Consider the following 22,059-nt stretch of genomic DNA (forward strand, 5'->3'; position numbering starts at 1 on the left):
GCCCGAGGTGCGTCCGGGACCGGTGCGGTCAGTCGGTCGGCACCGCGACGAAGCGGGGCCGGTAGAGCGTCGGGTTGGCGACGAGCTCGCCGAAGTCGAAGGTGTTGACGTTGTAGGAGACGAGCAGCTCGCCGTCGTCGCTGAGCTGCGGATGGGCGTGCGCGTTGTAGCTCACGTGCCGGCCCCGGCCGGACTCGGGGGTCTCGTAGACCGTGCTCGGCTCGCCCCACGGACCGGTCGGCGAGCACGCGGTCCAGGCGCGGATCTCCGGGCTGAAGATGCCGTCGCCCTGCTGGCTGATCAGCACGTAGCCGTCCTCGACCGGGCTGACGCTCAGCTCGTTGGCCACGCCGGTGGTGATGGTGGCCGCGGCGCTCTCCTGATCGGCCCAGCCGGAGCCGTCCCAGTAGCGCCACCGGTCCCGGTCGGTCAGCGCCCCCGCGGGCACCCGGGCCAGGTGCAGGGAGCGTCCGGTGGCGCCGTCGTCCCGGACCCCGTAGACGAAGGTGGTGCCCTCCTCCTGCAGCAGACCGGCACCCCAGGCGATCCCCCGGTCCGCCGGGGTGGCGGCGATCTCGAGGAGCTCCAGGTCGGGCAGCGACACCCGGGCGATCGCGCTGCCCGTCCAGGCGAACCCCTGGTCGGGCAGCGCCTGGGTGCGGGCCAGGGTGACGACGAGCTCGTCGCCGTCGACCACGCCGTCCTGCACCCAGTAGTAGTCCTGGTCCGAGGGGTCGGGGAAGAAGGCGTGCGGCCGGCCGTCGCGGGTGCTGGTGCGGGTGTCCAGGGTGCCGTCGTCGCGCTCCAGGACGAGCGCGTTGTGCACCATCGCCGTGTCCTGGGCCGGGGCGTCCCAGCGGTCCACGGTGCCGACGAAGCTGTCGCTGAAGAGCCACAGCGTGCGGCCGTCCGGCAGGGCGACGGAGTAGGCGCTGTCACCGGCGATCCAGCCCGGTCCGCGGGTCTCGAAGCGGACGTTCTCCTCGGGGGCGGCAGACGCGGGCCGGATCGTCCGCTGGCCGACGTCGCAGGTGGCGCCACCGGCGCTGCCGTCCGCGCCGCTGTCGCCCCCGCACCCGGCGAGCAGCCCCAGGCCGAGGACGGTCGCCGCGGCCGCGGCTCCGGTGCGTCCGGGGGCGCGGCCGGTGGTGCGCCGAGTCGTCGTGCGCGGGGTCGTCGTGCGCGGGGTCGCCGTGCGCGGAGTCGTCGTGCGGGTCGTCCCGGTCACCGGCCCTCCTGCTCCCCTCACGACGCTGCCGACGGGTCGGAGGCTCACGGGCGCTGCGCCAGGTCGTGACGTCTCTCCGGCCCCGTTCGGGCCTTCCCGGGGTTACCGTGCGGTCACCCTGTTGCCCGTCACCGTAGCCGGAATCCCCTGGGAGGCGCTCGTGCGTGCTCGACCCCGACAGTCCCTCGCCGCGATCGGGCTGGCCGTCCTGGTCGGCGGCGCGTCCCCGGCGGTCTCGTCGGCCGTCGCCGACGCGAGCGCCGACGAGCCACAGATCGTCCAGCTCGGCGACTCCTACTCCGCCGGCAACGGCGCGGGGGAGTACAGCGACACGACGTGCTACCGCTCGCCGCTGAACTACGGCCAGCGCGTGGCGACCGCGCTGGAGGGCGACTACACCAACGTCGCGTGCAGCGGTGGCGTCGTCGCCGACCTCACGTCGCCGCGCAGCGTCGGCGGCGAGACCCTGCCCGCCCAGGTGGAGGCGGTGACCCCGGAGACCGACCTCGTCTTCGTCACCATCGGCGGCAACGACATCGGCTTCACCGACATCGTCGCCCAGTGCATGGTGCTGCGCTCGCCGACCGGGTGCGAGGACCGGATCGACACCGCCACCAGCCTCCTGGAGACGCTGGAGGACGACGCGCTGGCCGTGCTGCTCGAGGTGGACCGGCGCTCCGAGGGCAACGCGCAGGTCTACCTGCTCGCCTACCCCTACCTCATGAACACCGACAGCTACGGCATCCCCGAGGGCGCCCCGACCTACGACGCCGGCGCGGCCCTGACCGAGCTGCAGGACCAGGGAGACGCCACTCAGCAGGCGATCATCGACGCCGCCAACGCCCAGACCGGCAGCGACCGGTTCGTCTTCGTCGACGACGTCAAGCAGGCCTGGGGCGGGTACGCGCACGGGCTGGACCCGCGCGCGGTCCCGGACAACAGCGACGCCTGGCTGGTGCCGGTCCTCGCCCCGGGGCGCGTGCAGAGCGAGTGGGTGCACCCGACGGTCGAGGGTTGGCAGGCGAGCGCCGACGCGTTGCTCGCCGCGGTGCAGGCCACCGCACCCGAGGAGCCGGAGCAGCCCACCGAGCCGGAAGAGCCGACCGAGCCGGAAGAGCCCGCCGAGCCCGAGGAGCCGACCGAGCCGGAGGAGCCCACCGAGCCCGGGGAGCCCGCTGAGCCGGCGCAGCCGGAGACGCCGAGCACCACCCCCGGCGACGGTTCTGGCGCAGGCCCGGACGCGGGCTCCGACGGCGGCTCGGGCGGGGCCGCCGGGCCGGGCACCGGGGAGCCGGTGCGGCCGGCGATCGTGCAGACCGGCTGACCCCAGCCTCGTCCGTCGGCGCCCGAGAGCTGCGCCTGAGGTCCGGCCCGAGCTCAGGAGCGGCGCGGCGCTCCCGACCTCGGCCGGCGCACCGCCAGCGGCAGCGTGACCAGCGCGAGCGCGGCGGTCACGAGCAGCGCCCCGGGGAAGTCCAGCCGGACCGCCAGCGCCCCGACGAGCACCGACCCCAGCCCGGTGCCGAGGTCGAAGCCGACGTTCCACACCGCGCTCGCCAGGCCGTAGCGGGTCCGGTCCACGGCGGCGAAGGCGACGACGAGGGTGAGGTTCTGCAGGCCGCCGTAGGCGATGCCCAGCAGCGCCGCGGAGACGAGGAAGAGCGGCGTGCTGCCGCGATCCACGGCCAGGGCGAGCAGCACCATCGACGCCACGGTCACGAGCACCAGCGGCCACAGGAAGCGCTCGGCGCCGAGCCGGTCGGCGATCGCGCCCATCCGCCAGCGGGACACCGCGGCGGTGGCACCCATGAGCGCGAGCGCCAGGGCGACCGCCAGCTCGCCGGGGAGCATCTGCGGGGTGAAGGTGAGTACCGCGCCGCCGGCGATCGTCACCCCGAGCAGCAGGGTCATCGGCCGCAGCAGCACGATCGTCGTCGCGCGGGTGCTCGATCGTCCGGAGCGCCCCAACCCGCCCGTGGTCGGACCCGCGGCCGCTGCCTCGCCGGCCGACGACCCGGCAGCCGGGTCGGTCGCGGACCGGGCGTGCGCGACGCCCTCGGCATCCGTGTCGGCGCGGGTAGCCAGCACCCGGCCCAGCGCCAGCGCCGGCACGGTGCCCAGCAGCGGGAGCGCGCCCAGGGCGAAGACGACGGCGTAGGAGACGTGCTCGGCCACCCAGGGCCCGAGCGGCAGCAGCACCACCTGAGGACCGGCGATGGCCAGCCCGTAGGCCCCCACCGCGGCGCCTCGCCGGGCCGGGTCGACCAGCTCGGCGACCGCGGCGCTGCCGGTCACGGTGAGCACCCCGAAGCCGACGCCCCGGACCGCGGACAGCACCAGCGTCGGGGCCAGCGCGTCCGAGGCCAGGTGGGCCAGCGCCGGCAGGCCCATGAGCACCAGCCCGGTGGCCAGCACCGGACCCCAGCCGAAGCGGCGCAGCAGCCCCGGGACGAAGAGCTGGGTGAGCACCGTGAAGAGCAGCAGCACCCCGTTGACGAGACCGGAGCCGGCCTCGTCCGCGCCGCCGCGCACCGCCCACAGCGGGGCCACCGGCAGCAGCACGGCGAAGCCGGAGAAGCCGGCCACCGTGGTCGTCAGCAGGGCGGGCATGCCCCGCGCGCGCCACACGCTCACCGGTCCTCCTTGTCTGCAGCGTCCGTCCAGCCGACCATCATGCCCCCTCGTCCCTGGTGACCCTGGCGGCGGGGCCGGGGAGGGGGCATCATCGATGATCAGGGTTCTCCTCGAGCAGGGAGCGGTGAGGCAGCGATGGACGCAGCGGTCGAGATCACGGTCGAGGGCATCGACCCCGGTCATCTGGACGGGGCGCGGATCCTTCTCGGCGACACCGAGCTCGGCAGGTTCGAGGGGCGTACCTCGGTGCGCTTCACGGTGCCGGCCGGGCGGCACGTGCTGCTGGTCAAGGACGGCTACGGGATGTCCGCGGCGAGCAAGTTCCACGTGCAGAGCCGGCAGTGCGCCCGGCTGATCCTGCGGCACGGCGGCGAGCCGGAGGGGTGGGGGCTGGTCTTCGGTGGGTTCCACGCGCTGCGCCGGGCCGGGACGGGGCCGTTGGACGAGGGCTGAGCGGCAGACCGGTCGGCGCCCGCTGCCGACCGCTCGACCGGCTCACCCCCTTCGGGTGACGACGTCACACGCGTCACACCGGTACCGTCCAGGCGGAAGCCACGACAGCGCCGTCGACGCGGAGGTCCGGACCCATGAACTCGCTGCTGCTCGCCCTCATCGGGGTCGCGATGATCCTCGCCGGCTACGTGCTCTACTCGCGCTACCTGGCGACCCGCATCTACGCCCTCGACGACTCCCGGCCCACCCCGGCGCACGAGCTCGAGGACGGCGTCGACTACGTACCGACGAACAAGTACGTGCTGTGGGGCCACCACTTCACCTCGGTGGCCGGTGCGGCGCCCATCGTCGGGCCGGCGGTCGCGGTCATCTGGGGCTGGCTGCCGGCCTTCCTCTGGGTGACCATCGGCACCGTCTTCTTCGCCGGCATGCACGACCTCGGGGCGCTGTGGGCCTCGATCCGCAACCGCGGGCAGTCCATCGGCGCGCTGTCCGGGCGCTACATCGGGGCGCGCGGGCGCAACCTCTTCCTCGTCGTCATCTTCCTGCTGCTGCTCATGGTCAACGCCGCCTTCGCGGTGGTCATCTCCAACCTGCTCGTGGCCACCCCGACCGCGGTCATCCCGACCTGGGGTGCGCTGGCCGTGGCGCTGCTCGTCGGCCAGGCGATCTACCGGCTGCGATGGAGCCTGCCGGTGGTCTCGGTGGTCGGCGTGGTCGCGCTCTACACGCTCATCTGGATCGGCAACGAGGTGCCGCTGGAGCTGCCGGAGACCGTGCTCGGGCTGCCGGCCGGCTCCTTCTGGATCATCGTGCTCTTCGTCTACGCCGGCATCGCCTCGATGCTGCCGGTGTGGATGCTGCTGCAGCCGCGCGACTACATCAACGGGCTGCAGCTCTTCATCGCCCTGGGCATCCTGTACGGCTCGGTGCTGCTGGCCCGACCCGAGATCGTCGCTCCGGCCTACAACGAGCAGGTGCCCGAGGGCACCCCGTCGCTGGTGCCGCTGCTCTTCGTCACCATCGCCTGCGGCGCCATCTCCGGCTTCCACGGGATGGTCAGCTCCGGCACCACCTCCAAGCAGCTGGAGAAGGAGAGCGACGCCCGCTTCGTCGGCTACTTCGGCGCGGTCGGCGAGGGGCTGCTGGCGCTCGGCGCGATCATCGCCACCACCGCCGGCTTCGCCACCCTGGCGGACTGGCGGGAGGTCTACCAGGCCTTCAACGACGGCGGGGTGGCCGCCTTCGTCCAGGGCGGCGGAGCGATCATCGAGTCCGGGCTGGGGCTGCCGCAGTCGCTGGCCGCGACCGTCATGGCGACGACGGCGATCCTCTTCGCCGCGACGACGATGGACACCGGGGTGCGCCTGCAGCGCTTCGTGGTCCAGGAGATCGGCGAGATCGCCGGGGTGCGCCTGACGAAGGGGGTGGCCACCGTGGTGGCCGTCGGGATCGCCCTGGCGCTCACCTTCGGCGCCGGCGCGGACGGGTCCGGCGGGATGCTCATCTGGCCGCTCTTCGGTACCACCAACCAGCTCATGGCGGCGCTGACCCTGTCGATCGTGGCGATCATGCTGCTGCGTCGGGGCCGCACCCCGGTGCCCGCGCTGATCCCGCTCGTGGTCGTCGGTGCGATGACCGTCTACGCGCTCTTCATCCAGCTCGGCACCTTCTGGGACGAGCAGAACTGGCTGCTGCTGGTCCTCGACATCGTCATCCTCGTCGCCGCGCTGTGGGTGATCGTCGAGGCGTTCGTGGCGATGCGCGCGGCCAAGGAGTTCGACGGGGACGACGACGAGCCGGTCAGCGTCGCGGCGCCCGACGGGGCCGGGCGGAGCGGGGTCGGAGGCGACGGTGCCGGGCGGCGGTGAGCCGAGCGGCGTGGACCCGAGCCGCGTCGACGTGAATCGCCTCGACACGCGCCGCGAGGATCCGAGCCCCGTCGATCGGAGCCGTGAGGATCCGGGCCCCGTCGATCGGAGCCGCGAGGATCCGGGCCCCGTCGATCGGAGCCGCGAGGATCCGGGCCGCGGAGCAGACGGGGGCGGGGCGCCGCACGCGGGCGCTCATGGCGCGAGGCGCTCGTGGGGCGAACGGGCGCGGGAGATCGCCGGGCTGCTGCGCGAGGGCTACGCCACGCCGTACCGCCGGACGATGGCCCGGGCCCAACGGGACGAGGACGACCTCTTCATGGTGATCGTCCTGGCCGAGGCGCTGGGCGTGCCGAACCCGGTGAGCTATCACACCGTCGAGCTGCTGCCGGTGGTCTACGACGAGGTGCACGACTGGCACCGACGGATGGGGATGGACCGCAGCCCGCTGGAGCACGTCTCGTGCTGCTGAGCCCGCTCACCCGCCTGGCCGAGGGGCGCACGGTCCTCTTCGTCGGCGGCAAGGGCGGGGTCGGCAAGACCAGCGTGGCCGCCGCGCTGGGCCTGGCGCTGGCCCGGGCCGGCCGCCCGGTGCTGCTGGTCTCCACCGACCCGGCGCACAACCTCGGTCACCTGTGGCAGCGGCCTGTCGGGGACCGGCCGGTCGAGCTGGCGCCGCTGCTGCGCGGGGTGGAGATCGATCCGGCCGGGACGACCGAGGCGCACCTGGCGGCGGTCGAGGCGACGATGACCCGGCTCATGCCCGATCACCTGCAGGGGGAGGTGCGGCGGCATCTCGAGCTCGCCCGGGACGCGCCGGGCACCCACGAGTCGGCGGTGCTGGAGCGGCTGGCCGAGGTGGTCGAGGCCCGGCAGCCGGAGGAGCTGGTGATCGTCGATACCGCGCCGTCCGGGCACACCGCGCGGCTGGTCGCGCTGCCCGAGCTGATGCAGGCGTGGACCGACGGGCTGCTGCGCCGCCAGGACCGTTCGGCGCGCTTCGGGGCGGCGCTGCGCGGGCTCGGCGGCCGCCGCCACGCGGCGGACCCTGCCGACGGTGTGGGGGCGGACGGACCGGGGGGTGGGCGCGGTCGCCAGGGTCGGGGTCTCGACGCGGGGGAGCGGGCCGCCGCGGACATCGTCGGCTCGGTTCCCGGCGCGCGCGGGTCAGGGGACCGCCGAGCGGCCCGGGACGCCGAGATCCGGGAGATCCTGGACCGCCGTCAGGCCCGCTTCGCCCGCCTGCGCGGGGTGCTGCAGGACCCGGCCCGGTCGGCCTTCGTCATCGTGCTCGCCGCCGAACGGCTGCCGGTGCGCGAGAGCGTCGAGCTGCACGCCCAGCTGCGCCGGGCCGGGATGAGCGTGGGGGCGCTCGTGGTCAACAAGCGCTCGCCGGACGACGCCGGTCCGCTGCTCGCGGGTCGTCGCGAGGTCGAAGCGGGGTACCTGAGCTCCCTGGCCGAGGAGCTGCCCGGGCTGCCGGTGGTGCAGGTCCCGCTGCTGCCTGGTGAGGTGCTGGGGGCGGAGGGCCTCGATCGGCTGGCTGCGTACCTGACCTGAGCCGCCGCGGATCGGTCGACGCGCAGGCGCGCACGTCGCGCGTCGGTCGACGAGCAGCTGCGGGCAGCGCCTCAGCCGTCGAACGGCTGCATGATCCAGATCGGTCGACGAGCCCGTACGGGAAGCGCGTCGGCCGGCGAGAAGGTGGAGCGCTCGTCAGGGGACGAGTGTGTCGAGCATCCGCGTCAGTCGAGCAGCAGGTGCAGGATGCGGGTCAGCTCGGCGCGGTCGGAGTCGCTGAGGTCGGCGAAGACGGCGTCCGCGGCGGCGCGCCGGGCACGCTCCAGCCGGCGGGACATCGACCGCCCTTCAGCCGTCACGGTGATGACCGTGGCTCGCCGGTCGCCGGGGTCCGGGCTGCGGGTGAGCAGGCTCGCGTCCTGGAGGTGGTCGACCACGTCGGTGACCGACCGGGGGGCGATGCGCAGGGTGCCCGCCAGGTCGCGCAGCCGCATCGGGCCGTCGCGCTCGATGACGCTCAGCGCCCGAGCGTGGTGCGGGGTCATGCCCAAGGGTTCCAGCGCGCCACGCACCTCGCGCCGCAGGCGGCGCGAGACCGCGGGCAGCAGGTCGCCCGGGGTGTCCCGGTGCGCGCGTCCGTCGTCCATGCAGGGAATGCTAGCGACGAGACGCGTGTTGGGCTCATAGTGAGTCAACCTCAGCAAGCGTGCACCGCCACCATCGACCCCTGCACTCGCCCGGACATCGCACCTCCGCCTCCACCCGGGCAACGCGACTAGTCAACTGCATCTACCGGGGAAGCTCCGGCCCCCTTCCCGAATTTGCCCGGGCAGTTGCGGCCCCCTTTGTGATTTGCCGGGCAGTTGCGGCCCCCCTTTGTGATTTGCCCGGGCAGTTGCGGGCACTGTTGCGAATTCGCCCGGGCAGTTGCGGGCCCTGTTGCGAACTTGCCCGGGCAGTTGCGGCCTCCTTCGCGAAGTTGCCGGGTGACGCGAAGGGGTGGCTGGGGCGGGTGGCGCGATCGCCCTTGCGGCCCATGACCTGAACGACGTGTGCGAGCACATGGACGACCTGCGACACAGACCTTCACGACCTTCGACACCTCGACAAGGAGGGTGCCCATGACCGACACCCAGATCACCAGCGGGCGCGCGAGCGCCCGCGCCACCGGCAGCGGGTCGGCTCCCGGCCGTGCTGCCCGCCCCGGAGGGGGCCAGGGTCCGGGCGGGCCCGGTGCCCCGCGCCGGATCGACCCGGCCGACCGCGCACAGCTGGAGCGCGCCCCGGTGCCTTTCGCCCGGGTTGCCCGCCTCTTCGCGCCCTACCGGCGCCAGCTGGTCCTCGTGACCCTCATCATCGTGGCGATCTCGATCGTCTCGATGGCCTCGCCCTTCCTCGTCCGCGAGGCGGTGGACGTGGCGATCCCCGAGCAGGACGTCCAGCTGCTGCTGCTCGTCGTCGCCGGGATGGTCGGAGTCGCGGTGATCACCTCGCTGCTCGGCGTGGTGCAGACCTGGATGTCCGCCGAGGTGGGCCAGCGGGTGATGCACACGCTGCGCACCCGCCTCTTCGGCCACCTGCAGGGGCAGTCGCTGGGCTTCTTCACCCGCTCCCGCGCCGGCGAGGTGCAGTCACGGCTCATCAACGACGTCGGCGGCATGCAGGCGGTCGTGACCACCTCGGCCACCTCGGTGGCCAGCAACCTCACCACGGCGATCGCGACGGCGGTAGCCATGCTGGCGCTGTCCTGGCGGCTGTCGCTGATCTCCCTGATCGTCGTGCCGCCGGCGATCTGGGTGACCCGCCGGGTCGCCTTGATGCGGCGGGAGATCACCGCAGCCCAGCAGGCGCGGCTCGCCGACCTGCACGTGCGGATCGAGGAAGGCCTGTCGGTCAGCGGGATCCGCCTGGCGAAGACGATGGGCACCACCCGTCGGGACGCGGTCCGCTTCGACGAGGTCAGCCACGACCTCATCGACCTCGAGATGCGCAGCCAGCTGGCCGGCCGGTGGCGGATGGCGACGATGCAGATCGTCTTCGCCGCGATCCCGGCGGCGATCTACCTCGCGGCCGGTCTCCCGGCGACCTCGGGCGGGATGACGATCGGGACGCTCATCGCCTTCACCACCCTGCAGGCGGGCATCTTCCGGCCGTTGATGGGGCTGCTCAACGTCGGGGCCCAGTGGGTGAGCTCGATGGCGCTCTTCAGCCGGGTCTTCGAGTACCTGGACCTGGAGCCGGACCTGATGCCGCCGAGCGACCCCGTGGACCTCGACCCGGCGCGCGTGCGCGGTGAGGTGACCCTGGACGAGGTCTCGTACCGCTACGACGGCGCCGAGCGCGACGCGCTCAGCGAGGTCTCGCTCGCGGTGCCCGCGGGTGGGTCGCTGGCGCTGGTCGGGCACACCGGCTCGGGCAAGTCGACCCTGGCCGCGCTGGTGGCGCGGCTGCACGACCCGACCGGAGGGGCGGTGCGGATCGACGGCGTGGACGTGCGGGACCTCGACCCCGAGGTGCTGGCGCAGATCGTCGGCGTGGTGAGCCAGGAGACCTACCTGGTGCACGCCAGCGTGCGGGACAACCTGCTGCTGGCTGCGCCGGAAGCGGACGACGCCCGGTTGTGGCGGGCGTTGGCGTCGGCCCAGGTAGCCGACCTCGTGGCGGCCCTCCCCGAGGGGTTGGACACGCTGGTCGGCTCGCGCGGGTACCGCTTCAGCGGCGGTGAGCAGCAGCGCATCGCGATCGCCCGGACGCTGCTGCGCGACCCGAAGGTGCTCGTCCTCGACGAGGCGACCTCGGCCCTCGACAACGAGACCGAACGGGCGCTGCAGCTGGCGATCGACACCGTGGCGAAGGGTCGGACGACGATCACCATCGCCCACCGGCTCTCGACGGTGCAGCAGGCGGACCAGATCGTCGTGCTCGACGACGGGCGCGTGGTCGAGCGGGGCAGCCACGGCGATCTGATCGCGGCTGACGGGGCGTACGCAGGTCTGGCGCTCGCCGCGTAAGGACCCGTTGCCAGGCACCCGGTGCCCGGCCGGCACCTCGTCGGCCGGGCCGGCGTCGACGACCGGGCCAGCTGAGCGTGGACGACCGGACCGGCCCAGCGGGGACGGCCGGTGGGGATGACGTCGACGATCGAGACTCCCCGTGCCAGACCGCGAAGCCGGTCTCAGGCGCCTCGACGAGACTGGTGCACCGCCGCGGAACATCAGGACACCGAGCGCGTCAGCTAGGTGCGTCGGTGGAACCTGATCGAGACCCGGCGGCGACCAGACCCGGTGGGGGAGCCAGGTATCGATTCCGGATGCCGGCTGTGCTGCCAGTCGGGGTGGTGGATGAGCCGATGGTGATGGCCGCAGAGCGGTATCGCGTTGTCGAGGTCGGTGGGCCCGCCGCGCTGCCACGGGGTGAGGTGGTGGATCTCGGTCCAGGCGAAGGGTCGGTCGCAGCCGTCGGTGGCACAGGAGTCGTAGCGCGTGGTGAGGGCGAGACGCTGGGCGTCGGTGAAGAGTCGGCGGGTGGTGCCGAGGTCGACGGGCTGGCTGTCGCCGTCGAGGACCGCAGGGACGATGCCCGCGCCGCAGGCCAGCCGACGGGTCTGGCCGGCGCTGATGTCCTCGCCGGCATCGGTGCGTCCGACCTTGGTGAGCTCGCCGCGCAGGTCGTCCAGGCGGGTGGTGACGAGCAGGGTGGCCGCGACCTTGTTGTGCAGGTGGTCGGTCGGGAGCCGGTGCAGCAGGTCGGTGAGGGCCAGGCCGCGGCGGTGCTGCCAGTCGAGCGCGGCTGTCTTGCGTTCCGCCCCGGTGCGGGCCCCGGCGCCCATCGGGCGGGCCGCGCCTGAGTCGAGGCCGCCGGGTGCGCCAGCCGGGTCGCTGGTGCCTCGTGTCGTCAGGTCGAGCGCGTCCGTGCCAGCAGCTGCGTGTGTGCCTGCGTCGGCGCGTGTGCCAGCGGCTGCGCCCGTGCCGGTGGTCGTCTGGCCGGTGCCGTGGTGCTGGCGCCGCGGGGCGGTCATGGCGTCGATGATCTTGCGGAGAGTGGCTCCTGCCGCGTAGGGCACCGTGAAGCGGCCCGTCATGGTGCCGTCGTGGTTGTCGGCGATCCAGAAGCTGGCCTGCTCCTCGGCGCGGTGCTCGTCGGCGGTGAGGACAGCGTCCTCGTGGGCGTCGACGAGGTCCTGAGGAGGTGGGGGAGCGCACTCGGTGAGGATGCGGCGCGCCTGTCGGCGCAGTCGGGCAGGGCTGAGGGTCGTCGCCAGCTGCAGCAGCCGATCCTGGCAGGTGGTGCGCTGGGTGGCGGTGGCGTGGTCGGGCAGCTCGTCGAGGGTGCGGGTGATGACGCGGGCATGCTCGAGGCTGATCTGCCCCTGCCGGAGCGCTGCGGTGACCGCACCGACCTGTCGGGTCCCCCTCGCGCCGATCTGGCCGCCGTCGCCTGCCGGTCCTTCGCTGCTGCCGTGATCGCCGCTGGGTGGCTGGTCTTCGGGGCGCGCCTCCCCGCTGCCGCTGCCACCGTCGTCGCCCGAGGTGCCGCTGCTCGTGGGGTGCTCCTCCGCAGGCGGCTCGGCGTCCAGGGCGATCGCGAGGGCGACGTCGCGGGCCTGGGTGGGGCGGTCGGCGTGGGTGGTGCTCGCGGCCCACGAGCCGGTGTCGGTGTGCCCGGTCCTGGCCGCGACGTCGGCGCGCTCGGCGGCGGCGAGCACGGCGAGCCGGACCGCGTCGACCCGTCTCCCGAGGCGTTCGACCTCGCCCAGTCGCGCCCGCAGCGACGCGCCACCCGCCTGAGGCGACGTCCGGCCTGGGGCGCCCCTCCCCGTTCGTCCCACGCCGCCCTGATCCACTGACCCTGCCCGCGTCTCGGCGGCGGCGACCGCAGCGAGCATCCGGTCCAGCACCGCGTGCGCCTCGCGGGTCACCTCGTCCAGAGTCTCGACCGGCAGCGCGTCGTCAACGGGCGGTCCACCAGCGGCGCCGTTCGCCGCACACGTCCGCGGCGCCAGCTCACCACGTCGCGCCCGCAGCACAGCCCGGAAGCTGTGCCGCTGCACCGACGGAGTGGGGATCGCTGTCATGCACCTACTGTACTCGAACATATGTACGAACGCAAGAGATGGTGCGGGCGGTGGATCAAGGTTCCTGCCACGAGGCTAGAGCCGACCACCGACAGCCCGGCACACTGGCGTCATGCGCGACACCGACCTTCGCACCTACCCCGTGAAGTCCCTCGCCGGCCAGTCCGTCGAGACCGCGGTGGTACACCGGTGGGGACTGGCCGGTGACCGCCGCTGGGGGCTGGTCGACGAGGCGGGGGAGAAGCTCAACGGCATCCGTCACCCCGCGCTGCTCGGGCTCGGCGCGCAGAGCCACGACGACGGCTCGGTGACGATCCGCGCAGGGAGCCAGACCCGCACCGTCTCCCCACCTGCAGAGGGTGCGCTCGCCCCCGTCGTCGGCAGCCCCGGGGCCCAGGTGCGGCACCTCGCCCCGAGCGAGAGTCACGCCGACGCCTGGCTCAGCGAGCGGGCCGGTCGGCCGGTGCGCCTGGTCTGGCAGCCGGACCCGACCTCACGACCCATCCCCAGCGAGCACGGCGGCCAGGTCGGCGATGCGCTCAACCTCTCTTGGTCCGGTCCGCTGCTGATGTGCTCCCGGGCCTCGCTCGACCAGCTGCAGACCTGGGCCGACGCCGAGGCGGCTGAGCGGGGCGAGGCGCGGACCGGGCTGAGCATGTGGCGGTTCCGCCCGAACGTCGTCGTCGACGGCGGGACGCCCTTCGCCGAGGAGACCTGGCAGGAGGTGCGGATCGGTGGTCAGGCCTACCGGGTCACCGAGCGCTGCGACCGCTGCGTGGTCACGACGATCGACCCCACCAGCCTGGCGAAGGGGGTGGAGCCTGTCCGCAGCCTCGCCCGGCACCGTCGCCGCGAGGGGAAGGTGTGGTTCGGCGTCCGGCTGGCACCGACGGGCGAAGGGCGGATCAGCGTCGGTGACGAGGTCGTGGCCTCCTGACGCGGGGCGAGGGCCGCGTCCCGTGCTATCTCTCGGAGCATGAGCGAGCACCTGCACCTGTGCGCCGGCGTGACCTTCCGCTTCCAGGGCAAGCGGCACACGGTCCGCGACAGCGACCTGACGAAGCTGCGTGCGATCCTCACCGTGCTGCGCCGCTGCGCCGGGGCACGCACCACCATCACGTACCAGCAGCTGATCGACCAGGCGAGGTTGACTGACACGCCGATCGGGCTCGGCCGGCCGCTGCACCTCGTCTTCCTCGAGTGCACGCTGGCCGACGAGCCGCCTCTCGATGCTCTGGTCGTCAACACGGCGACGAGCGAGGTGGGGGAGTCCCACCGCGGCGATGCCGTGGAGCAGCGTGAGCGGGTCTTCGCGCACCACGCCGGGTAGCCGCTCGCCAGGTCGCCGCTTCCCAGGTCGCCGCTGAGACCTGTTCTCGTCGGGTCCTCGAGCCGCCGCACCGTCCATCCCTCACTGCACCAGCGGCAGCAGCCCCAGCCCCGCGAAGATCCCGATGACGACGAGCATCACGAGCAGCATCCCCACCCACGCGAACCGGTGCGGCCGCGCATAGCGGTAGTGCATTCGCGGCCCCAACGGTGGGAGGATCTCGTTCGCCGCCGACCGCATGGTGACCCGGTAGCCGATCTCGGTGGCGAAGGGGGTGGCCACGAGGATCGTGCCGAACCACAGGGCGTCGAGCACGTCGTCGTCGAGGTCGAGCAGGCGACGGCCGACCCCTTCGATCCCCGTGCCGATGACGCAGGTGGTGATCAGCGCCAGGACGAGCGCGGTGAAGGCCGCGCTCAGCTGCCGCTGCAACAGCTCGGCCCGGGTGAGCAGTGCCGGCGGCTGGGTCGAGACGCGGCTGTCGTCGACGATCACACCCGCCTCCCAGAGCACCCCGACGAGCTCGGGGACCGACGACGTCGGCACGTCCAGCCGCGGCGGGTCGCGCCGGACGTGCCACAGCCCGCCGAGCACCCCGACCAGCGCCGCACCGGTCATCACCGCGCTCGGCACGCGCTGGGCGTAGACCTCCAGGACGAACCAGGGCGCCAGCAGAGCGGCCAGCCCGCAGAGCAGCCAGGTGGTCGCCACCGGCGGATCCGGCTCGGTGGTCACGGTGTGCAGCGCCGGGCCGGCGACGATGCTGCCCGGCGCCCGCGGCAGCTCGTGCAGGCTGAGCCGCTGCCGGCTGCGGCGCAGCCCCAGGAGATGGAGCGCGGGGTGCTGCACCCTGCGATGACGTCCCGGCAGGCTCTCGTCCGGTCGTCCCTGCTCGTCCACCGCGACGACGTCGAGCGCCTCGGGGGCGACCCGGACCTCGACCCCTTCGCTGCGCTGCCAGTCGCGCTGCCGATAGAGGAGCACCCGGTTCGGGTAGGGGTCGGTCGCCAGCTCGGGCGGGTGCGCGCGACCGGGCAGCAGCGGGTCGATCCCCGACCGCGGTGTCGCCTCGGCCTCCTCCTGCAGCCGCTACCGCCACGCTCGGTCGGCCTCCGCGTCGACGCCCTCGGTCCGCTCGGCGCTCACGGTGCGGGAGGTGTCCACGGCCGCTCCCTCCTCGCGCACCCGCACCCCGCCCCGCCGGTAGACCGCCACCCCCATCGACACACCGTCGACGCGGGCAGGTCGACCGGGCCGCATCAGGACGATGAGGGCCAGCGCGCACAGCAGCCCGGCACCGCCGGCGACCAGCGAGACGGCGCGGTCCGACTCGTAGCTCGCCACCGCCACCAGAGCGACCAGGGCGAGCAGCGCACCCAGCGACCAGCGCAGCAGCCGGTGCGCGGGCGGCTCGTCGACGAGGACCCGTCGGATGTCGCCGGGGGAGCCGCGGGTGCTGGCCGGGCGCTCATCCAGGCGCAACCTGTCACCGAGCAGCCCGCCTCCTCGGATCCCGGTCACCTCGACCGGACGATCGCGCTCGACCCTGCCGTCCGCGCGGACGAGCTCGACCCCGTCGGCGACCGCGCGGACCCCGACCCGCTCGTGCTCGAACGACCCCAGCCGCAGGTAGACGGTGCTCGTCCCGCGCAGGTGCGCCGGACGCTCGACCCACCGATCCGGCGGTACCGCTCTTCCGTCCCCGGCGTCCGCCGAGCCGTGGGGCGACTGCTGCCCCATGTCCCCCTGCCGCCGGATGGTTCGCGGCCCGAGTCTAGGCAGCCCGAAGTCGTGACGGCTCAGTCGTCGAGCCGCGCGGCTGCCGGCAGCCCGTCCGGGCTGGCCGCAGGCGCCGAGAGCGGGTCCGCCGGCAGGGCCGCGACCTGCTCGCGGCACCAGGGCGAGATCCCCCGGGAGCCGTCGAGGACTGACTCGCGGAAGGTGGCCCACGGTTCCCACACCGCCTCGGCGACCTCCTCGGGGGCAGGCCGCAGCCGACCGGTCGGCCGGGCCACGAAGACCGGGCACATCTCGTGCTCGACCACCCCGTGCAGCACCGCCCGGTAGCGGAAGCCCGGCAGCAGCAGCCGCAGCCCCTCGATGTCGACGCCCAGCTCCTGACGCACCCGACGGTGCACCGCCGTGGTCAGCGGCTCGTCCGGGGCCGGGTGCCCGCAGCAGCTGTTCGTCCACACCCCGGGCCAGGTCCGCTTGTGCAGCGCCCGACGGGTGACGAGCACCCGTCCGTCGCCGTCGAAGAGGTAGCACGAGAAGGCCAGGTGCAGCGGCGTGGCGTCGTGGTGCACGGTGGCCTTGTCCTGGGTCCCGGTGCGGTGCCCGTCCTCGTCGAGCAGGACCACCTGCTCGACCGGGCCGTCAGCACGACCCGTCGCGGCCCGGTTCCCGTGCTCGTCGGTCATGTCCCTCATCTCCTCGCCCCGTGGTCTGCGGTCGCGTCGTCTGTGGTCATCGGGTCTGGCGTCGCGTGGTCCGTGGTCACCAGGTTTGCGGTCACCGGATCTGCGGTCACCGGGTCGGCGGTCACGATGGTCCGGACGAGCAGGCGCTCCAGCCTGGCCCGGTTGTAGCGCTGCACGAGGATGAAGGGGAGGTTGGCCCCGATCCCGTACGCCACGAGCAGCCCGCCGGCCAGCGGCGGGTTCCACAGCACGAAGACGGGCCCGCAGGCCATCGCCCACCAGTGCGCCAGCTCGGCGCGACGTGTCTCGCGCACGAAGGTCTCCAGTCCCGCCCGGTCCGTCGCCGGCAGCCGGCGCTTGCTCACCCCGCCGTCGAAGAGCGCCCCCGCCTCCGGCAGCAGGTCCTTCCAGCGGTGGATGCGCAGCCGCTCCCGGTACCACCGCCCGCTCGTCTCGACGCCGCGCAGGCGCAGCACCACACCGTCCCGCTCCAGCCGGTGCTCGGGCAGGCGGTGGGCCAGATAGCCGGTGGCCGCGTGCGCGACCCCCCACGCCAGGACGTCCCAGGTGATGATCGCCCGCTCCGACCGCGTCGGGCCTCTCATCCGGACGTCCTGCCGGCTCGCCCGCTGCGCGTCAGGTCGACCGTGCGGCCGCGCCAGTCGACCGACCCGTGGACCAGGGAGCGGCACATCGACCGGGCGAAGACGAGGTCGAAGGCGAGGAGCGGGACGGGGAAGGCGGCCCAGGTCCACCAGCGGAAGGAGCCGGCGTGCCGCAGCGCCTGCCGCTGCTGCCGGGCGAGGACCACCCAGCCCAGCGCCCACACCACGTCGGAGGCGGCCGAGCCACCGATCGTGCCGCGGCCCCTGGTCTGTCCGCCTCGCACGTGCCGTGCTGCCCGGGCGCCGGAGACCACGGCGCCGCCCGCCACCAGGTGCTGCACCGCCAGCCAGAGCACCGTCGCGGCCACGGACCACGAGGGCGCCGCGCCCGACCCTGCAGCGATGTTCTTCTCCCAGCCCGAGGACAGGGCGCGCCAGCCACGCGGGTAGCTGCGCATCCGCAGCGATCTCCCCCCGACGAGGCAGGTGACCGCCAGACCGGACGCCCGGTAGGCGGCGGCCAGGTCGATGTCGTCCAGGACCGAGCCACGCACCGATGCGTGCCCGCCGACCCGCCGATGGTCGTCCCGGGAGACGAGCAGGCACGGTCCGTAGGCGACGCGCGCCCGGCCCGGACCGCCCGTGAAGGCGCCGCCGGCCAGGAGAGCGACGAGGTTGAAGCAGGCCGAGAGGTTCTCGACGGTCCGCGGCACCTCGTGGTGGGGCTGCACCGAGACGAGCCCGCCGTGCTCCTGGTGCACCTCCACCAGACCCGCCAGCGCGCCCGGTGCCGCGAGCCTGGTGTCCGCGTCGAGGAAGAGCAGCAGGTCTCCGCGGGCACGGTCCGCGCCGACCGCGCACGCCCACGCCTTGCCGGTCCACCCCTGCGGTGGCTCTCCGGGGTCGATCACCTGGGCGCCGTGCCGACGCGACACGACCGCCGTGGCGTCGCGGGAGCCGTCGTCGACGACGATGACCTCGGCGGGTGGCTGGTGCTGGCCGCGCAACGCCTCCAGCAACGCGGGGAGCGCCGCCGCCTCGTCCCGGGCCGGCACGATCACCGAGACCTCAGGTGCCGGACCGCGAGGTGCCGGACCGCGAGGTGACCGACGGTGTGGTGCGGACGTGCTCGGCAGCGTCCGCGCGTCCCGCAGCAGCACCGCAGGGACCAGCGCTGCGACGGCGACCGCGAGCCCCAGCAGCCGGCTGCTCACGGGGCATCCCGCCGCGCGCCGACGATCAGCGGCATGCCGCCGCGAGGCTGCACGGTCAGCCGCGGCAGCGGTTCGGGGCGGCACCATCCCGGCGTCAGCCCGACCCGGTGCGTGCGCAGCAGCCGGGCCAGCACCACCGCCATCTCGCCGAGCGCGAAGTCGCGCCCGATGCACAGGCGGGCACCCAGGCCGAAGGGGAGGTACCCCCGTCGCCCGGCCCCCTCCTGCAGGAAGCGCTCCGGCCGGAAGGCCTCGGGGTCCGGCCACAGGTCGGCCCGGCGGTGGATGAGCCACGGGCTGACGATGGCCAGGGTCCCGGCCGGCACCGGGACACCAGCGACGACGTCGTCGTGCTGGGCGCGCCGGGAGAGCACCCAGCCCGGCGGGTAGAGGCGCAGCGCCTCGTCGAGCACGGCACGGGTCCACGGCGCCCGTGACCGCGGATCATGCAGCCGCACCGGCGTGGGCAGGTCGGCCAGCTCGGCGTACGTCCGATCCTGGTGCTCCTCGTGCTCCGCGAGCAGCATCAGGGTCCAGGACAGCGAGCCGGCCACCGTCTCGTGACCGGCCACGACCATGGTCACCAGCTCGTCGTGGATCTGCTGGTCAGGCATCCCGCTCGCCAGCAGCAGCCCGAGCAGATCGTCACCGTACGACCCCGCCGCGCCGCCGGGCGCCGCGCCGCCCGGCGCTGCCGCGCCGAGCGAGCGGCGCTCGGCGATCACCTCGGCGGTGATCCGCTCCAGCCGCCGTCGCGTGCTGCGCAGCCGCACCCGGGCGGGCGTCGGCGCCCAGACGATGGCCGGCAGCATCGACCGGCCCAGTCGCACGACGAGATCGGCGGACCGGCTCGTCGCCTGCAGCAGCTCGGTCGCGTGCCCGGTCAGGTCCGCCGAGAAGAGGGCCCGCCCGACGGCGTCGAGAGCGATCCGGCTCATCAGCGCGGCCACGTCGACCACCCGGTCCGGCTCGCCCGGAGCAGGCAGCTCCGCGCGCACGGCCTCGTCCACCGCGGCCGTCACCTGCTCGCTCACCGCCGCCAGTCCCTGGTGGTGGAAGGCGGGTGCCGCGGCCCGCCGGTGCGTCAGCCAGCTCGGCTCGGCCGAGGCCAGCAGCCCCGGGCCGGTCACCTGGCGCAGCGCCGCGTACTGCACGGTCTGCTTGGTCCAGCCGCGGCCGGCGGTCTGCAGGACGTGACGCGCTCCCTCGGCGTCGCCGACCAGCAGCGTCGGCAGACCAGGGACAGGGAAGGAGACGAGGTCGCCGTACCGGCGCGAGACGTCGGTGAGGAAGGTCAGCGGGTCGCCGCGGACCGCACCGGCGTCTCGCGCCATCTCGCGCAGGCTGGGCCCGGCAACACCCAGAGGCACCGGCCTGACGGACCGCACCCGGTCGGTGACGCTCATCGTGCCGCCCCCTCACGGGACGGGTCGCGGCGACCGAGCCAGGTCCAGGCGACGCAGGTGCCGAGCACCAGGGCGAAGCCGAAGAGCAGGTCCTCGACCGGCGCGTAGACCAGCCGGCCGTCGCCGAAGACCCGGGGTCGCGCGCCGCCGATGATGACGTCGGGGTCGTACTGCACGATCTCCCGACCGGTCAGCCAGCCGTTCGTCAGCAGCTGGAAGGTGATGATGATCGTGTAGCTGAGCCACCAGGCGAGGGTGCTGGTCAGCCGGGTGCGCACGATCCACCGGTCGAGCGCGAGCACCACGACGACGGCCAGCACGGCGAGCATCGTGTAGCTCATCAGCGCCCCGCCTGCCGCCGTGCGGTCAGCCGCGCGAGCACGGTCGAGACACCCTCGAGGGTGATCACCGAGACCAGCGGGATGACGACGAAGAAGGCGATCTCCTCCAGCGGCAGCCCAGCCACCCGCCACGGCATCGTCTGCTGCTCGTCGAACCACCAGTGCCCGAGCTCGGTGACGACGACGTCCCACAGCAGGAAGGGGGTCCCGGCGAGCAGGACCGCCAGCAGCAGCCGCCCCGGCCGGCGCAGCAGGTCGAGGCGGAGCAGCGGCACCAGCGGCAGGGTGCAGGCGAGGCAGAAGCCGAGCATGGCCGCGTACGCCCACGGCGCGTCGCTCCCGGCAGCGGTCACGTCGTCGTCAGCCCGGTCGCCAGCGGCTGGGTCGTGCGGTCGCCGGTGATCCGCTTGAGCACCAGCTCTGCGCTGATGAGGCACATCGGCAGGCCCACCCCGGGCACGGTGCTGGACCCGGCGTAGAGCAGGCCGTCCACCTTCGTCGAGGTGTTGCCGGGGCGGAAGAAGGCGCTCTGCCGCAGGGTGTGCTCGAGCCCGAGCGCACCGCCGCGCCAGGCGTTGTACCGGCTGGCGAAGTCCTGCGGACCCACGCTGTGCCGCACCCGGATCCGGGCGCGCAGGTCCGGGATGCCGGCCCACCCGGCGATCTGGTCGATCGCGCGGTCGACCGCCTGCTCCACCGGCGGGCTCCCGGCGCCGTCGTCCCCGCCGGAGCCGATGGCGGTGTCCGCGGGTACCGGGACGAGGACGAAGAGGTTCTCGCAGCCCGGGGGAGCGACGTCCGGGTCGGTGCCCGAGGGCTTGCACACGTAGATGGATGCCGGGTCCGGGACCTGCGGCGCGTTCCCGAAGATGTCGCCGAAGTTCTGGTCCCAGTCGTCGGTGAAGAAGAGGGAGTGGTGCGCCAGCTGGGGCAGCCGCCCCTCGACGCCGAGCATGGCCAGCACCGCGCCCGGCCCGGGGGAGCGGTCGCGCCAGGCGCGCTCGGGATGGGTCTGCAGCTGCCGGGGCAGCAGCGCGGTCTCGAGGTGGTGCAGGTCGGCGGCGCCGACGACGAGGTCGGCGGGCAGCACCTCACGCTCTCCGTCCCGGAGCACCTCGACCCCGCAGGTGCGTGCTCGTCGGCCGCGTCCGTCGGTCTCGGTGAGGATGCGGGTGGCCGTGCTGCCGCACCGCAGCTCGGCCCCGTGCTCCTCGGCGAGCCCGGCGACCACCTCGATGAGCCGCGCGAAGCCGCCTTGCGGGTAGAGCACCCGGTCGCCCAGGTCCAGCCGGCTCATGAGGTGGTAGAGGCTGGGTGCCCGGTCCGGGGACGAGCCGAGGAAGACCGCGGGGTAGCCGAGGATCTGCCGCAGCCGACGGTCGCTGAAGCGGCTCGCCGCGAAGGACCCCAACGACCGGGTGAGCAGTGCGCCCAGCCGGGCTCCGCGACGCAGCACCTCGCTGTTGGCCACCGCGGCGGGAGCGTCCGGGTTGCCGTAGAGGAAGCGCCGCATCGCCAGGTCGTAGGTCTCCTCGGCGGAGCGCAGGTACTCATCGAGGCGCTCGCCCGCGCCGGGCTCCAGCGACTCGAAGAGCTCCCGGTTGTGCGCCACGTCCGGGCGGACGTCGACCGCCTCCTCCTGCGCGAAGAAGACGCGGTAGCTGGGATCGAGCGCGGTGAGGTCGAGCGCCTCGTCCGCCGAGGTGCCGAGCAGCGCGAAGAAGTGCTCGAAGACCTCCGGCATGAGGTACCACGAGGCGCCGGTGTCGAAGCGGAAGCCGTCGCGCTCCAGGCTGCCCACCCGGCCGCCGAGCTGGTCCTGCTGCTCCACCAGCTGCACCTGGTGGCCGCGCGAGGCCAGCAGCCCGGCGGTGGCCAGCCCGGCGATGCCGCCGCCGATGATGACGACCCGGCGCGGGGTGACGCCCTCGTCACGGTCGTCGCGGGACGCTCGTCGCATGA

The 22,059-nt window shown here is 73.9% G+C and carries 21 protein-coding genes; 8 read left to right on the plus strand and 13 right to left on the minus strand.

Features of this window, described 5'->3' with window-relative positions; translation table 11 throughout:
• Positions 1-28: 28 nt before the first annotated feature.
• Positions 29-1,228 (minus strand): DUF4185 domain-containing protein, encoded by a 1,200-nt coding sequence (locus tag BJY28_RS11245; RefSeq protein WP_179463095.1) that lies wholly within the window; start codon positions 1,226-1,228, stop codon positions 29-31.
• 160 nt (positions 1,229-1,388) lie between these two features.
• On the opposite strand from BJY28_RS11245, the gene BJY28_RS11250 reads away from it, so the two are divergent.
• Positions 1,389-2,552: an SGNH/GDSL hydrolase family protein gene (locus tag BJY28_RS11250; protein WP_343037078.1), complete on the plus strand. Its 1,164-nt coding sequence runs from the start codon at positions 1,389-1,391 to the stop codon at positions 2,550-2,552.
• A gap of 53 nt (positions 2,553-2,605) precedes the next feature.
• On the opposite strand, the gene BJY28_RS11260 is transcribed toward BJY28_RS11250, so the two are convergent.
• Positions 2,606-3,862 carry an MFS transporter gene (locus BJY28_RS11260; protein WP_343037079.1) on the minus strand — a complete coding sequence of 419 codons (1,257 nt, stop codon included), beginning with the start codon at positions 3,860-3,862 and terminating at the stop codon, positions 2,606-2,608.
• Positions 3,863-3,997: 135 nt separating this feature from the next.
• Here BJY28_RS11260 and BJY28_RS11265 point away from each other — a divergent pair, with 135 nt between their 5' ends.
• The 4 genes from BJY28_RS11265 (at position 3,998) to BJY28_RS11280 (ending at position 7,746) form a co-directional block, all read left to right on the plus strand.
• Entirely contained in the window at positions 3,998-4,315 is a 318-nt protein-coding gene (locus BJY28_RS11265) for a hypothetical protein (protein WP_179463096.1), read from the plus strand.
• Positions 4,316-4,449: 134 nt separating this feature from the next.
• Positions 4,450-6,186, plus strand: a complete 1,737-nt coding sequence (locus tag BJY28_RS11270; RefSeq protein ID WP_179463097.1) for a carbon starvation CstA family protein — start codon at positions 4,450-4,452, stop codon at positions 6,184-6,186.
• Between the two features lie 31 nt (positions 6,187-6,217).
• Positions 6,218-6,658 (plus strand): cory-CC-star protein, encoded by a 441-nt coding sequence (locus BJY28_RS17075; RefSeq protein ID WP_484496830.1) that lies wholly within the window; start codon positions 6,218-6,220, stop codon positions 6,656-6,658.
• A complete protein-coding gene (locus BJY28_RS11280; RefSeq protein WP_179464093.1) occupies positions 6,655-7,746 on the plus strand; it encodes an ArsA family ATPase in 1,092 nt (363 codons plus the stop codon). The genes BJY28_RS17075 and BJY28_RS11280 overlap by 4 nt, the downstream gene beginning before the upstream one ends.
• 185 nt (positions 7,747-7,931) lie before the next feature.
• On the opposite strand, the gene BJY28_RS11285 is transcribed toward BJY28_RS11280, so the two are convergent.
• Positions 7,932-8,354, minus strand: coding sequence for a MarR family winged helix-turn-helix transcriptional regulator (locus tag BJY28_RS11285; protein WP_179463098.1), 423 nt, complete (start codon positions 8,352-8,354; stop codon positions 7,932-7,934).
• A gap of 474 nt (positions 8,355-8,828) precedes the next feature.
• Here BJY28_RS11285 and BJY28_RS11290 point away from each other — a divergent pair, with 474 nt between their 5' ends.
• The gene (locus tag BJY28_RS11290) at positions 8,829-10,718 is read left to right on the plus strand and encodes an ABC transporter ATP-binding protein (protein WP_179463099.1); all 1,890 of its coding nucleotides are present in this window, start codon (positions 8,829-8,831) and stop codon (positions 10,716-10,718) included.
• 224 nt (positions 10,719-10,942) lie between these two features.
• Here BJY28_RS11290 and BJY28_RS11295 read toward each other — a convergent pair whose 3' ends face one another.
• Complete coding sequence (locus BJY28_RS11295; protein WP_179463100.1) at positions 10,943-12,781, minus strand: HNH endonuclease signature motif containing protein; 1,839 nt, start codon at positions 12,779-12,781, stop codon at positions 10,943-10,945.
• Between the two features lie 112 nt (positions 12,782-12,893).
• Here BJY28_RS11295 and BJY28_RS11300 point away from each other — a divergent pair, with 112 nt between their 5' ends.
• Both BJY28_RS11300 and BJY28_RS11305 read left to right on the plus strand, forming a co-directional pair.
• Positions 12,894-13,718 carry an MOSC domain-containing protein gene (locus BJY28_RS11300; RefSeq protein ID WP_179463101.1) on the plus strand — a complete coding sequence of 275 codons (825 nt, stop codon included), beginning with the start codon at positions 12,894-12,896 and terminating at the stop codon, positions 13,716-13,718.
• A gap of 39 nt (positions 13,719-13,757) precedes the next feature.
• Entirely contained in the window at positions 13,758-14,111 is a 354-nt protein-coding gene (locus BJY28_RS11305; RefSeq protein ID WP_179463102.1) for a hypothetical protein, read from the plus strand.
• An 81-nt stretch (positions 14,112-14,192) separates the two neighbouring features.
• On the opposite strand, the gene BJY28_RS11310 is transcribed toward BJY28_RS11305, so the two are convergent.
• The 9 genes from BJY28_RS11310 to crtI all read right to left on the minus strand — a co-directional run bounded on the left by BJY28_RS11310 (position 14,193) and on the right by crtI (position 22,057).
• Positions 14,193-15,095 (minus strand): hypothetical protein, encoded by a 903-nt coding sequence (locus tag BJY28_RS11310; protein WP_179463103.1) that lies wholly within the window; start codon positions 15,093-15,095, stop codon positions 14,193-14,195.
• 105 nt (positions 15,096-15,200) lie between these two features.
• Positions 15,201-15,851, minus strand: coding sequence for a hypothetical protein (locus BJY28_RS11315; RefSeq protein ID WP_179463104.1), 651 nt, complete (start codon positions 15,849-15,851; stop codon positions 15,201-15,203).
• A 59-nt stretch (positions 15,852-15,910) separates the two neighbouring features.
• Positions 15,911-16,531 carry an isopentenyl-diphosphate Delta-isomerase gene (gene idi, locus BJY28_RS11320; RefSeq protein WP_179463105.1) on the minus strand — a complete coding sequence of 207 codons (621 nt, stop codon included), beginning with the start codon at positions 16,529-16,531 and terminating at the stop codon, positions 15,911-15,913.
• Positions 16,532-16,536: 5 nt separating this feature from the next.
• Positions 16,537-17,136, minus strand: coding sequence for a glycosyl-4,4'-diaponeurosporenoate acyltransferase CrtO family protein (locus BJY28_RS11325; RefSeq protein WP_179463106.1), 600 nt, complete (start codon positions 17,134-17,136; stop codon positions 16,537-16,539).
• On the minus strand, positions 17,133-18,197 hold the full coding sequence (locus BJY28_RS11330) for a glycosyltransferase (protein ID WP_179463107.1): 1,065 nt from the start codon (positions 18,195-18,197) through the stop codon (positions 17,133-17,135). Before BJY28_RS11330 ends, BJY28_RS11325 begins: the two co-directional genes overlap by 4 nt.
• 149 nt (positions 18,198-18,346) lie before the next feature.
• Positions 18,347-19,684 (minus strand): cytochrome P450, encoded by a 1,338-nt coding sequence (locus tag BJY28_RS11335; RefSeq protein ID WP_179463108.1) that lies wholly within the window; start codon positions 19,682-19,684, stop codon positions 18,347-18,349.
• A 68-nt stretch (positions 19,685-19,752) separates the two neighbouring features.
• The gene (locus tag BJY28_RS11340; protein ID WP_179463109.1) at positions 19,753-20,097 is read right to left on the minus strand and encodes a lycopene cyclase domain-containing protein; all 345 of its coding nucleotides are present in this window, start codon (positions 20,095-20,097) and stop codon (positions 19,753-19,755) included.
• A complete protein-coding gene (locus tag BJY28_RS11345; RefSeq protein ID WP_179463110.1) occupies positions 20,097-20,450 on the minus strand; it encodes a lycopene cyclase domain-containing protein in 354 nt (117 codons plus the stop codon). Before BJY28_RS11345 ends, BJY28_RS11340 begins: the two co-directional genes overlap by 1 nt.
• Positions 20,447-22,057: a phytoene desaturase family protein gene (crtI, locus tag BJY28_RS11350; RefSeq protein ID WP_179463111.1), complete on the minus strand. Its 1,611-nt coding sequence runs from the start codon at positions 22,055-22,057 to the stop codon at positions 20,447-20,449. Before crtI ends, BJY28_RS11345 begins: the two co-directional genes overlap by 4 nt.
• Between the last annotated feature and the right edge of the window lie 2 nt (positions 22,058-22,059).

This window comes from Janibacter alkaliphilus (genome assembly GCF_013408565.1).
Taxonomy (GTDB): Bacteria; Actinomycetota; Actinomycetes; order Actinomycetales; family Dermatophilaceae; genus Janibacter; species Janibacter alkaliphilus.